The organism is Flavobacterium fluviatile, from assembly GCF_010645065.1.
Classification (GTDB): domain Bacteria; phylum Bacteroidota; class Bacteroidia; order Flavobacteriales; family Flavobacteriaceae; genus Flavobacterium; species Flavobacterium fluviatile.
The window spans coordinates 77,979-90,380 of record NZ_JAADZW010000013.1; the positions used below are offsets into that span (position 1 = coordinate 77,979).

General features: G+C 35.6%; 15 protein-coding genes. 7 read left to right on the forward strand and 8 right to left on the reverse strand.

Features of this window, described 5'->3' with window-relative positions; all coding sequences use genetic code 11:
* Window positions 1-23 precede the first annotated feature (23 nt).
* Window positions 24-332, reverse strand: coding sequence for a hypothetical protein (locus tag GXM17_RS13710; protein ID WP_163399889.1), 309 nt, complete (start codon window positions 330-332; stop codon window positions 24-26).
* 291 nt (window positions 333-623) lie between these two features.
* Between GXM17_RS13710 and GXM17_RS13715 the strand changes: the two genes are divergently transcribed.
* The 7 genes from GXM17_RS13715 to GXM17_RS13745 are packed head-to-tail and all read left to right on the forward strand — an operon-like array spanning window position 624 to window position 6,749.
* Window positions 624-986: an S-adenosylmethionine decarboxylase family protein gene (locus GXM17_RS13715; protein ID WP_163399890.1), complete on the forward strand. Its 363-nt coding sequence runs from the start codon at window positions 624-626 to the stop codon at window positions 984-986.
* A 3-nt stretch (window positions 987-989) separates the two neighbouring features.
* Window positions 990-2,219, forward strand: coding sequence for a DUF4178 domain-containing protein (locus tag GXM17_RS13720; RefSeq protein ID WP_163399891.1), 1,230 nt, complete (start codon window positions 990-992; stop codon window positions 2,217-2,219).
* Between the two features lie 6 nt (window positions 2,220-2,225).
* The gene (locus GXM17_RS13725) at window positions 2,226-2,405 is read left to right on the forward strand and encodes a hypothetical protein (RefSeq protein ID WP_163399892.1); all 180 of its coding nucleotides are present in this window, start codon (window positions 2,226-2,228) and stop codon (window positions 2,403-2,405) included.
* Window positions 2,406-2,417: 12 nt separating this feature from the next.
* Window positions 2,418-2,633 carry a DUF350 domain-containing protein gene (locus GXM17_RS13730; RefSeq protein ID WP_163399893.1) on the forward strand — a complete coding sequence of 72 codons (216 nt, stop codon included), beginning with the start codon at window positions 2,418-2,420 and terminating at the stop codon, window positions 2,631-2,633.
* A complete protein-coding gene (locus GXM17_RS13735; protein ID WP_163399894.1) occupies window positions 2,626-4,146 on the forward strand; it encodes a polyamine aminopropyltransferase in 1,521 nt (506 codons plus the stop codon). The genes GXM17_RS13730 and GXM17_RS13735 overlap by 8 nt, the downstream gene beginning before the upstream one ends.
* Window positions 4,121-5,749 carry an NAD(P)/FAD-dependent oxidoreductase gene (locus tag GXM17_RS13740; RefSeq protein ID WP_163399895.1) on the forward strand — a complete coding sequence of 543 codons (1,629 nt, stop codon included), beginning with the start codon at window positions 4,121-4,123 and terminating at the stop codon, window positions 5,747-5,749. Before GXM17_RS13735 ends, GXM17_RS13740 begins: the two co-directional genes overlap by 26 nt.
* A complete protein-coding gene (locus GXM17_RS13745; RefSeq protein WP_163399896.1) occupies window positions 5,727-6,749 on the forward strand; it encodes a hypothetical protein in 1,023 nt (340 codons plus the stop codon). The genes GXM17_RS13740 and GXM17_RS13745 overlap by 23 nt, the downstream gene beginning before the upstream one ends.
* Window positions 6,750-6,902: 153 nt before the next feature.
* On the opposite strand, the gene GXM17_RS13750 is transcribed toward GXM17_RS13745, so the two are convergent.
* From GXM17_RS13750 to GXM17_RS13780, 7 genes are all read right to left on the reverse strand, one after another.
* The gene (locus GXM17_RS13750; RefSeq protein ID WP_163399897.1) at window positions 6,903-7,676 is read right to left on the reverse strand and encodes an SGNH/GDSL hydrolase family protein; all 774 of its coding nucleotides are present in this window, start codon (window positions 7,674-7,676) and stop codon (window positions 6,903-6,905) included.
* A gap of 67 nt (window positions 7,677-7,743) precedes the next feature.
* Window positions 7,744-8,526 carry a DUF3050 domain-containing protein gene (locus tag GXM17_RS13755; protein WP_163399898.1) on the reverse strand — a complete coding sequence of 261 codons (783 nt, stop codon included), beginning with the start codon at window positions 8,524-8,526 and terminating at the stop codon, window positions 7,744-7,746.
* Between the two features lie 90 nt (window positions 8,527-8,616).
* Window positions 8,617-9,795 carry an acyl-CoA dehydrogenase family protein gene (locus GXM17_RS13760; protein WP_163399899.1) on the reverse strand — a complete coding sequence of 393 codons (1,179 nt, stop codon included), beginning with the start codon at window positions 9,793-9,795 and terminating at the stop codon, window positions 8,617-8,619.
* Between the two features lie 126 nt (window positions 9,796-9,921).
* Complete coding sequence (locus GXM17_RS13765) at window positions 9,922-10,629, reverse strand: tRNA1(Val) (adenine(37)-N6)-methyltransferase (protein ID WP_163399900.1); 708 nt, start codon at window positions 10,627-10,629, stop codon at window positions 9,922-9,924.
* 151 nt (window positions 10,630-10,780) lie between these two features.
* Entirely contained in the window at window positions 10,781-11,047 is a 267-nt protein-coding gene (locus tag GXM17_RS13770) for a four helix bundle protein (protein WP_244307403.1), read from the reverse strand.
* Window positions 11,048-11,281: 234 nt separating this feature from the next.
* A complete protein-coding gene (rimM, locus tag GXM17_RS13775) occupies window positions 11,282-11,806 on the reverse strand; it encodes a ribosome maturation factor RimM (RefSeq protein ID WP_163399901.1) in 525 nt (174 codons plus the stop codon).
* A 16-nt stretch (window positions 11,807-11,822) separates the two neighbouring features.
* Window positions 11,823-12,398, reverse strand: coding sequence for a 30S ribosomal protein S16 (locus tag GXM17_RS13780; protein WP_163399902.1), 576 nt, complete (start codon window positions 12,396-12,398; stop codon window positions 11,823-11,825).
* Window positions 12,399-12,402: the final 4 nt, after the last annotated feature.

Below are 12,402 nucleotides of genomic sequence, written 5' to 3' on the forward strand. Positions count from 1 at the left end.
AAATTCTTTTTTTGCTAAATCAATCAAGATATCGAAAAGACAGCCTTCTTGTCTTCAGCAAAAGCCTGTAGTTCCAAAAATGCTTGTGTTTTTCTAAAAGCTTGAACTGGACTACAGGCTCCATAATCTTTTGTTCTGGAGATTTTTCCTTTTGAAGGGATTTGGTTCTCGTAATCAAAGTTACCAAAATTTGTTAACCATAGAACAACTGTTTTTCTATACTGAATGCCATACTTTTTAGCTGCCCGGCAAATTGTAATTTTCCTTGTTCTATTTCTTGAAGAATTTCTGATATATAGGCATACAGTAGTCTTTTTTTGGAATACTTCCATAGGATAGTTTTTTGTGTCTCATCATACTAGACTTTCTTTAAATTGAAAAACCTCTAATCCAGCCCCGATAGAAATGATATCCTTTTGTGGCGGGGTTCGCCGCAAAAGATAAAATGGATAGCGGGACAAGGGGTGTTTTGAAAACCAATTTTTTGCTGCCATAAAATTCAAAAAGATCAATTACATAGCCGTACTTCGTGAATTGAGTACTGATTTTTCAAATATAATTTTCACATTATTTTATTAGATAAATTATTATATATTTGGCGCCTGAGTTATATAAATAATTGAATGGATTTACCTCCTTATTCGCCGGGACTGCATAAACTGCTTACTTTACATGTCGATAAAACAGAGAAACTTACAGCCAGTAATGATTTTGTTGTGGTAACAAATTCTATTTTAGATAAGTACGGTTTGGAGAAGGTTGGAGTAGTGGTGCATGATTTTGAAAACAACAGTTTTACCATTTCGTTCTGCCTGAAAGAATCACATATTTGTATCCACACCTGGCCAGAATACAATCAGTTGACATTGGATGTTTATTTGTGTAATTATCTTCAGGATAACTCGCATAAGGTGCGCAGTGTCGTGGCCGATTATATTACTTATTTTGAAGCGAAAATTATTAAGGATTTTGAAATTAACCGATAAAGCATGAAAATTCCTTGTTACGATTGTAATACAGAAACCGAATTGGAGGTTGGTTTTGAAGCACTCAATTTTGTCTGCCCGAAATGTCAGAGCTTATATGCTCGTGATGATGAGGGTCAGTTTCGCAGAAAATCTAAATATAAAGCTTTGGAAAATGATTTTCCATTATCTATTGGAGATATTGGTTTTTTGAAGGGAAGTGCATATAAGGTGACTGGTATTTTGGTTAAAAATGTGCATCCAAATTACAGATGGACAGAGTTTATTCTGCAAAATGAAGCAAAAGAATTTCTTTATTTGTCGCTTTCAAACGGGCATTGGATTTTACTGACCGAAATGGAAGAAACATTTGGTGTAAAATTACATCCGTTAGTACTCGAACATGAAAATGAAGATTACGATATTTATGAATATTCAGATGCCGAAATTATAAATGCGCAGGGATTTTTTGATTTTGAGCTTCCGCTGAACCAGCTGATTCATTTGGTAGAATATATAAAACCGCCTTTCATGATTTCTGTCGAAAGAATGAATAAGGTAGAAACGGCTTTTTATGGAGAATATGTCAGAAAGAGCGAAATAAAGAAAGCTTTTCCGGGAATCACCCTGCCGTATCAGTCAGGAGTGAGTATGATTCAGCCGTACCGTTTTGATCTTAGAAATACAGCTATTATTTTTTGCCTATTTGCTTTGCTGATTATTACCGCAAACTGGTATAATTATAAAGATCAGGTGGAGCAGAATGTTTTTAACAGCACAATTAAATTCAGCGAATTTGATAATAAAGAAGTAACCAGTCCGTCATTTGTACTCAATGGTTCTTCGGCTCCTTTGACGATTAAGGTTTCAACGGGTGTCAATAATTCATGGGCAAACTTAAATGTTGCATTAGTAAATGAAGATACCAACGACGAAATTTACGCCAATAAAGACATCGAATATTATTATGGTTATTCGGATGGGGAATCCTGGACAGAAGGAAGCCAGTCTGAAAAATTTAATATTTGTGGTGTAAAAGGAGGAAAATACCACCTTTTGATCACACCAATGAAAGCGCCGGAAGATCTTTCTAACAGCGAAATGCAGGTGAATGTAGTCTGGAGCGAACCTTCGAACCGAAATGCCTGGATCGTGTTTATCGGTATGATTGTAATTTTCTTCATCATACGGTTTTTTAAAAATCAATTTGAAAAAGAGAGATGGGCAGACAGCTCGTACTCTACATACGAATAAGTTACTATGAAAAGAATTTCTGATTTACTGATTAACAACTGGGCTCCATTGGCAATTGGATTTTTTTGCTTTGGGGTTTATATCTATTTTGCCGTCGCGGGAAACCGTATTTGCGACTGCGAATCTACTGAAACGTACAAATCAACGGGAAGCCGTACATCTTATAACCGTTTTTATCACAAATAAAATTTTAACAATATGGAATATATTCACGCACAGCCAATAGTTAATTCAATTATTTATTCTTTTTTAGGAATAGTCATTTTATTGATCGGATATTTTATCATCGAAAGACTTACTCCTGAGAAAACCTGGAAAGAAGTTGTAGAAAAAAATAATGTTGCTGTAGCGATTGTTCTGGCAGCTTTTATCATTGGGATTTCAATGATTATTAGTGCCGCAATTCATGGGTAAAAAGTTTCTCAGGTTTGAATTTCTTTTACTCTTTGCTGTATTTATAATCGCTACCTGCGGACTCATTTACGAATTGGTTGCCGGGACACTGGCGAGTTATTTATTGGGCGATTCGGTAAAACAATTTTCATTTATTATTGGAGTTTACCTGTTTTCGATGGGTATCGGCTCCTTTTTTTCAAAGTTTTTCCATAAAAATCTGCTCAACACTTTTGTTGAGATCGAAATATTGGTTGGACTGATTGGCGGATTGAGTTCGGTAGTTTTATTTTTACTATTCGAAAGCGTTGCATCCTTTCAGTTTATCTTGTATTTATTTGTTTTTGTAACCGGTTTTCTGGTTGGATTGGAGATTCCGCTTTTAATGAATATTTTAAAAGACCGGGTCGAATTCAAAGACCTGGTTTCGAATGTTTTTACGTTTGATTACATTGGGGCTTTGCTGGCGTCAATATTGTTTCCGTTGGTTTTAGTGCCGAAATTAGGCATCATGGGGACATCGCTTTTCTTCGGAATGATCAATGTGAGTATTGCCATTGTTTTATGTTTTCTTTTGAAAAACGATTTAAAAAAGCCTTATTTCTTAAGGGTAAAAGCCATCTTTTCATTTCTGCTTTTGCTGAGCGTTTTTGTTTTTTCAGATTCGATTCTGGCTTATTCGGAAGGGAAATTGTATGGAGAAAATATTATTTATACCAATATAACTCCGTATCAGCGAATTGTTTTAACACACAATAAAAGCGATTACCGATTATATCTGAATAACAATCTCCAGTTTAGTTCTGCCGATGAATATCGTTATCACGAAGCTTTGGTACATCCCGCCATGTCAATGGCGAAAAATGTAAAAAAGGTTTTGGTTTTGGGCGGTGGAGATGGCCTGGCGGTTCGTGAAGTATTGAAATACAAAGACGTTCAAAAAGTAACTCTGGTCGATCTGGACGAAGGAATGACAAAACTTTTTAAAACCAATACTGTTTTGAAGGGATTCAATAAAAATTCTTTGAATAATCAGAAAGTTACTGTCATCAATGCTGATGCTTACATTTGGGCAAAAAGCTGTACAGAAAAGTTTGATGTTGTTATTATCGATTTTCCTGATCCTTCCAATTACAGTTTAGGAAAATTGTATTCGCTGAATTTTTACCAAACCATAAAAACTATTTTACAGCCGGATGCTGCGGTTGTCATTCAGACGACTTCGCCTTATTTTGCCCCGAAATCATTTTGGTGTATCAATAAAACGGTCATGCAGGTTTTTCCGCAGGTTGATGCGTATCATGCCTATGTTCCTTCTTTTGGAGAATGGGGCTATACGATTGCAATAAACGGTTTCGGAACCACTTTTAACGATGTAAAAAGACAAGTTTTAGGTTTGAAATTCTATAATTATCAGTTCGACCGGTTCAATTATTTTACCAATGATATGATTTCAAATCAAATAGAAATCAATCGTTTGGATAACCAGATTTTAGTGCGCTATTTTGATGAAGAGTGGGGAAAATTGCAATAAGGGAAGACGAAATTTCATAAAAGGAATCGGAGCTTCACTGCTTTTGGTTCCGTTTCTGCAGTTTTGTTCCGATAAAATAGCCGTTTTAATGATTCGGTTGTCCGGAACAAATCATCTTTTAGGACATCGTTTATGGATTAAGGATTTCCCGAAGCCGACAGAGCAGATTCAGATCCCGTATTTGATTGTTGGAGGCGGTATTTCGGGTTTGAGTGCGGCGCGCCAGTTTCATAAAAAAGGGATTTCAGATTTTTTGTTGCTTGAAATGGCAGATCATTTGGGCGGAAACTCTTCAAATGGTCAAAATAAATATTCAAAATATCCCTTGGGAGCGCATTATCTGCCCCTTCCCAACTTTGAAGATAAAAAGCTTCTGAACTTTTTGGAAGAAGAAAAAATCATAATAGGTTATAATGAAAAGGAACTCCCGATTTTTGATGAACTGCATTTAACTTTTGAGCCAGATGAAAGATTGTTTTACAAAAATAACTGGCAGGAAGGCGTCGTTCCCAAAGAAGGAAATTCTCCGGAAGATGATAAGGAATTTATACGATTCTTCAAGGAAATGGATGCACTCAGAACGGCGAAAGGAGCAGATAAAAAATACTTATTTGATATTCCGATTTATCTTTCTTCAGAAGATCAAAATGCACGAAATCTGGATAAAATTACGATGCAAAAATGGTTAGAAAACAATAATTTCAAATCGAAACCTTTATTCAATTATATCGATTATTGCTGCAAAGATGACTTTGGATTAGGAATTGAATTCGTTTCTGCCTGGGCCGGAATCCATTATTTCGCTGGAAGAAAACAGGACTCATTTACCGATAAAAATGACAGCGTTTTAACATGGCCGGAAGGTAATGCCAGATTAGCCAGTCATCTTAAAAAATATACTGAGAATAAAACCCTGAAAAACCATTTGGTTTATGAGGTAAAAGTCGAAAATAATAAAGTGGTCGCCAAAGCATTTGATGATGTTAAAAAAGTTTCTGTTGAAATCATTGCAGACAAGGTTATTATGGCAACACCTCAGTTTGTTAATCAGTATTTGATAAAAAACCGTAAAGAATTTACAAAGGCGTTTCATTATACACCCTGGCTTTTGGCAACCTTAACGGTAAATGATTTGTCGGATAATTTTAGTTTTCCGCTTTCGTGGGATAATGTGATTTATGATGCCAAAGGTTTGGGTTATGTGTATGCACAGCACCAGACACTAAATCAGTTTCAGGAGAAAAAAGTAATTACATATTATTATAGTTTTTCATCAGGCAATTTAAAGAAAACACGAAAAGAAATCTATAAAAAAGACAAAGAATACTGGAAACAGGTCGTTTTTGATGACCTGAAAATTGCGCATCCGGATATTGAAGAATACACTGAAGAAATGGAAGTTTTTATATTAGGGCACGGAATGATTTCGCCTGTACCGGATTTTATTTTTGGCAAAGCCAAAGAGATTGCGGCAAAAAATATCGAAAACCGAATTTATTTTGCCCACACCGACTTATCCGGAATTTCGATTTTTGAAGAAGCTTTTCATCAGGGAATTAATACTGTAAACCAAATTTTAAATGATGCAACCCTGGATTCATAGAGACAAAACAGACTTACTGTTTATCATTGGACCGTCATTTTTTGTGCTGTCGATCATTTTTATGTTTCAGGATTACATAACTGAAATCGAAAATGATTATTCTTTTTATACCTGGCTTTTTTTAATTGTTTTTATAGACGTAGCTCACGTTTATGCGACTTTGTTTAAAACGTATTTTGTTGCACATGAATTTCAGAAAAAGAAGAAATTACTAATTCTCCTGCCAATTATTTGTTTTGTGGTAAGCATGATTTTGTTTTCTTTTGGGAGCTTGGTTTTTTGGTCTTTTCTGGCTTATATAGCGGTTTTCCATTTTATCAGGCAGCAATATGGTTTTATGCGTTTGTATGCCCGTAACGAAGCAAAAACAAAGGTTTCAGTCATAATCGATAATCTGGCAATTTATGCAGCGACTGTTTACCCGATGTTATTTTGGTTTTTGTCTCCCGACAGAAAATTCAACTGGTTTGTTGAAAATGAATTTTTTCATTTTGAGAATCAGGTTTTATTAGAAATTCTGTTTTGGATTTACATTGGAATTTTGGTAATTTATACAGTTCGTACGGCTTTTATTTCGTTTAAAAATCGCTTTTTTAACGTGCCCAAAAACAGTATTATTTTAGGGACAGCCTTATCATGGTATTTCGGAATTGTCTATTTTAATGATGATCTTGTTTTTACTTTGCTTAATGTAGTCTCACACGGAATTCCATATATGGCATTGGTTTATTTTAGAGAAGTTGAAAGCAAAGTTGATAACGGTTCTGGGATTTTTGGTTTTTTGAAAAGTTACAATGCCGTATTTCTTTATGGACTGATTTTATTGGTAATTGCTTTTTCTGAAGAGTTTCTTTGGGAGTTTTTTGTGTGGAATGAAAATATTTCCGTCAGTAATTTTGATTTCTCGGGCTGGCAGTTTGTTTTAGTTCCGCTTTTGAGTGTACCTCAGTTTACGCATTATTTGCTCGATGGTTTTATTTGGAAATCTAAGAAAGTATAGATTTTTAAGTTCTCTAAAAACCAAAACCTCTAATCCAGCCCCGATAGAAATGATATCCTTTTGTGGCGGGGTTCGCCGCAAAAGATAAAATGGATAGCGGGACAAGGGGTGTTTTGAAAACCAATTTTTTGCTGTCTGAAAATTATTAAATGTCTAATTCTGCAATGCTATTTTGACTTTGGGCAAAAGACGCTCAACAAATAAAGCATAAGCAGACTCTGAAGGGTGCAGCCCATCTGAAGCAACCAGATTTGGATTGCTTAGTCCTTGTCTTGTGATGTCAGTGATATTTACAAAAACGATTTGGTTTGTTTTACAGTAATTCTCGGCAAAGGCATTGTACTGATTGATTTCTGTAGTGATTTTTGTTTTTTGGCTATCACTTAAATTTTTGGCATAAGGCGTGTAAAAATAATCAGGAATCGAAACTACAATTACGTTTTTTTTATCGTCTTTTGCCAATGCAATTGCTTTGGTTACTAGTTCAGGGAATTCTCTTTCATAAACAGAAAAATCTTTGCCCTGATACTGATTGTTTACACCAATTAACAGCGTGACCAAATCATAATTGGATTCGGGTTTTTGCTGGTTGATGGCCGAAATTAAATTGGTAGTTGTCCATCCGGTTGTGGCGATAACTTTTAACGAAAAGTTAGTATCTGTATAAAACATTTTTAAGCTCGTTTTGAGCTGTTCCGGAAACCGGCAGGTTTCACAGACACTTTGCCCAATCGTATAACTGTCTCCTAAGGCTAAATAGTTTATTGATTTAGCAATGGGTGCGGTTGGCACTTCCGGATTGGTGACTGTTGGAGGTGTAACAGGTTCGGGAGTAACAGCAGTTTCTGAAGGGCTTTCTTCAGTACTGCAGCTCAAAAGGAATATAGAAAGTAAAACAATAACTATTTGTTTGAACTGTGGTTTCATAATTTGGATAAATTAGATTCTGCATCATTTCTAAACAAATAGTTACGTTAAAAAAGTAATTATGGTTTTAAACCATTTCAGCTTTCATCGAAATTTCTTCTTCAATGGCATTCCAGAGTCCGATTCGTTTTTCTATGGCAAGAATTGAAATTTCTTCTACATCAGACCATTTTTCAGCATCATCTCCACATAAATCCGTAATCATTTTCATGGCCATTGGTCCGTGTTCATCTGCATCAAGTTCGATATGTCTTTCGAAGTAATACAATAGTTTGCTTAAATCAGTATCAGGAAGGTTTTTTTGAAAGTTCTTTAAGATCTCGGTAAACATTCCCGGAATCAAATCTTCTCTTCCAAAAGTAAAAGCAGCGGCGATTTCATGAGGTTTTCCCTGTTCAATCACTCTAAACGTAAAATCTAAAAATGATTTTATGTCCGGATGCAATGAACTTTGCTTAATGGCAACAAAAATATTATGAAGCGAATTGACTTCGGATAAAAATTTGTCGATGGCTGTTGTGTCGGCACCACAAGCTTCCATGGCCTCAAAATACATTTCATAATGACTTTGTCTTCTTCCGTCAATACTCAGATCCGTTTCTTCGGCAAGAACAATTTCGTTGATTAAATATCTGGTTTCAGGATTTTTTGTTGGAAACCAGGGTGTTGTTGTACAGGTAAGTTTAGCCTGTAAAGCCTTCAATAATGACATAAAGTCCCAAACTGCAAAAACATGACTTTCTAAAAAACAGTGTAAGTCTTCAATGCTTTGAATTTTATTGTATAAAGAATGCTGCAAAAGCACATCCTTTTGAGGCTGAATGCGATTGTTGATGGTCTCAATATTCATAAAATGTGGTATTTTTGGTAAATATAAAAAAGCTTCCCGATTAGAAGAAGCTTTTTGCATTGATTTTCAATATATTTTGATAGAGCGTCATTATTTGAATGCAGAAAATCCGGTAACATCCATTCCGGTTATCAATAAATGAATGTCGTGTGTGCCTTCGTATGTAATGACACTTTCGAGATTCATCATGTGACGCATAATCGAATATTCGCCTGTAATTCCCATTCCGCCTAACATTTGTCTGGCTTCACGTGCAATATGAATGGCCATGTCAACGTTGTTTCGTTTTGCCATTGAAATCTGGGCAGTAGTAGCTTTTCCTTCGTTTCTTAAAACGCCTAAACGCCAGGTTAAAAGCTGAGCTTTTGTAATTTCGGTAATCATTTCGGCTAGTTTTTTCTGCTGTAATTGCGTTCCTCCAATAGGTTTTCCAAACTGGATTCTTTCTTTTGCATAACGTAAAGCCGTATCGTAACAATCCATTGCAGCTCCGATTGCTCCCCATGCAATTCCGTAACGAGCCGAATCTAAACAGCCCAGCGGAGCACCCAATCCCGATTTATTAGGTAATAAATTTTCTTTAGGAACTTTTACATTATCAAAAATTAATTCGCCTGTAGAAGATGCACGAAGTGACCATTTATTATGTGTTTCAGGTGTTGTAAAGCCTTCCATACCGCGTTCTACGATTAATCCGTTAATACGTCCTTCTTCATTTTTTGCCCAAACAATGGCGATATCTGCAAACGGCGCATTCGAAATCCACATTTTGGCACCATTCAAAAGATAATGGTCTCCCATATCTTTAAAATTTGTAATCATACTTCCCGGATCAGAACCGTGGTCTGGTTCGGTTAAACCAAAACAGCCCATCCATTCTCCTGTGGCCAGCTTTGGTAAATATTTGAGGCGTTGTTCTTCGTTTCCGTATTTCCAGATTGGGTACATAACTAAAGAGGACTGTACAGATGAGGTAGATCGTACCCCGGAATCTCCGCGTTCAATTTCCTGCATAATCAGACCGTATGAAATCTGGTCTAAACCTGCACCGCCATATTCGACAGGAATATAAGGGCCGAAACCGCCAATTTCTCCAAGACCTTTTATGATTTGCTTTGGAAATTCGGCTCTTTGGGCATATTCTTCAATAATAGGAGAAACTTCTCTCTTTACCCATGCACGAGCCGACTCGCGAACCAATTTGTGTTCTTCTGACAATAGATCGTCTAAGTTATAATAATCGGGGGCTTGAAATAAATCAGGTTTCATGGTGCGATAGTTTTATAATTACAAATCTACACAAAGAAATGTAACAAAACTAATCGTTATTGTTGGAAAACAATGTTTTTTAGCAAATGCCAATTTTGAATAACTATTGTTTTAATTTAACACCAATTACATTTTCAAATAAAAATCCTTAGTGAGCTGAATGTACTCTGGCGTATAATTGTGTCTGGAAGTTTCGATGATTAATTCATCGATTTCAGTTGTAGGGTTTTCGTTTCTGCTAAAAGCTAATAAACTGCGTTTAATTTCTGAAGTCGGAGTTCCTTTTACGCGTGTAATTTTGGCTGGATATAATTCGGCTTCCTTTGCCAGTGTTATAAAGTTTTCTTCTTCTTTGAATGGAAGGATTACAGCAAATATTCCGTTTTCTGAAAGTAATAAACCGGCAGCTTCAACAAGCTCTTCAAAAGGCATTGCATCCTGAAAACGCGCTAAATCGCGTTGTTCGTTTTCTGTTTTATAATCTTCGGAGTAAAAAGGCGGGTTTGAAATAATCAAATCATATTCGTCTTCCGGCTCTTCAATAAATTCGTCCAATCCGGCATGAAAGCAAAAAAGACGATCTCCCCATGGTGAGTTTTCAAAATTTTCTACAGCTTGCTCGTAGGCATCCTCATCAATTTCAAGAGCATCAATTTGTTCAGCATTTGTTCGCTGAGCCTGCATCAAAGCAATAATTCCGGTTCCTGCACCAATATCCAAAATGCTAAACGGATTGTGATTGATTGGAGCCCAGGCACCCAATAAAACCCCATCTGTTCCGACTTTCATGGCACAGCGATCTTGATTAACAGCAAATTGTTTGAACTGAAACATATAATAAAATTCCAAATTTTTAAATTCCAAATTCCAATCTTGGGAGAGAAATTCCAAAAGTGAAAATTCCAAATTCCAATTGGAGCGGATACTTTTTTGAGATGTAAAAGTAAGGTTAAAAATGGAATTTATTACTTAGAAGTTTTGGTAATTATGACAGAAAGGATTTTCTTAATTCTTCGATTTCAAATAAAAAAGATTCTGAAAGTGTTTTTTGATCAGGATTTAAGTCATTTAATAATTGAAGCCAAAATTTAGATTCTTTAGCTTCTTTTCGGGCAATCTTTAATCTGAAAATTAAATCTTTATCGCCTAATTTTTCATTTGCTTCAATATAATTTGCTCCAATGGATCCTGAGGATCTTATTAATTGTTTTCCGTCTTCAATATTTGATAGTTTTAGATAAAGTTCTAACATATATTCGACATTCTTTTGCAAACAAGAAAGTCCTTTCTTCTAAATCATAAGGTTTATTCATGGTATAAATCCCAAAATTTTAAAATCCCAAATTCTAATAATTGGGCTTAAAAATAATGGAATTAATTAAAAAATAAGTTTTCTCTTTCAAATTTATTTTGAAAGAATTTTTATATTGGAATTTTCCTTTTCAGGATTGGAATTTGGAATTTAAAAAAAATTGGAATTTAATTTTTAAAGGTACATCTCAATAAGTCCTTCAGGCAGATTCACAATGACTTTTTTGTTTTCCCGGTCAATTTTTACTAGAAAGTGGTCAATCATTGGAACTAAAATTTCTACATTACCATTCAAAACTTCAAAAAGAGGTTGTGCAGAAGAATCATTAATTGAAGTAATTTTTCCGAAAACACCTAAACGCTGGTCTTCGATTTCAAAACCAATAACTTCGTGGAAGTAAAATTTGTTGCCAGTAAGCTTTGGCAACATTGTCAAAGGAAGATAAATAGCACTGCCTACTAAAGCATCTGCATCTTGTTCTGTATTTACATCTTCAAAACGAACTCTTAAGAAGTCGCCTTTATGTAAAGAACTGGTTTCAATAAAAAAAGGAATCAGATGTTTGTTTTGTTCAACAAACACTGATTCCAGATTTTCGTATAACTCAGGTTCGTCTGTGTCTAAATAGATCAGGACTTCACCTTTGAAACTAAATTTTTTAGCGATTTTACCTAAATAAAAACAATCTTCTTTACGCATTACCGCCAAGTAAAAATTATGCTTCAGTTGTTTCGTTATTCTCTTCAGCAGCAGCCTCTTCAGTAGATGCTTCAACTTCAGTAACTTCTTCAGTAGCTTCTGGAGCCTCTGCAGCAGTTGCGGCAGCGATAGCATCAGCTTCAGCCTGAGCTGCAGCAGCTAAACGCTTAGCGTTAACTTCTTGTTCTGCTTTTAGAGCTTTTGCTTTAACATCAGCTTGCGCTTTAGATAAACCATCTTTTTTAGCATCAACTTTTCCAGCTTTTGCCTCTAACCAGGCTGCTAATTTAGCGTCTGCCTGCTCCTGAGATAAAGCACCTTTACGAACTCCTCCATCAAGGTGGTGTTTCAATAAAGCACCTTTGTAAGAAAGGATAGCTCTGGCAGTATCAGTTGGCTGTGCACCATTGTGTAGCCATTTAACTGCGCTGTCAAGGTTTAACTCAACAGTTGCCGGGTTAGTGTTTGGATTGTAAGTACCGATTTTCTCTAAGTATCTACCATCTCTTTTTGAGCGTGCATCTGCAGCTACTACCCAGTAAAAAGGTTTTCCTTTTTTACCGTGTCTTTGTAATCTAATTTTTACTGACATAATC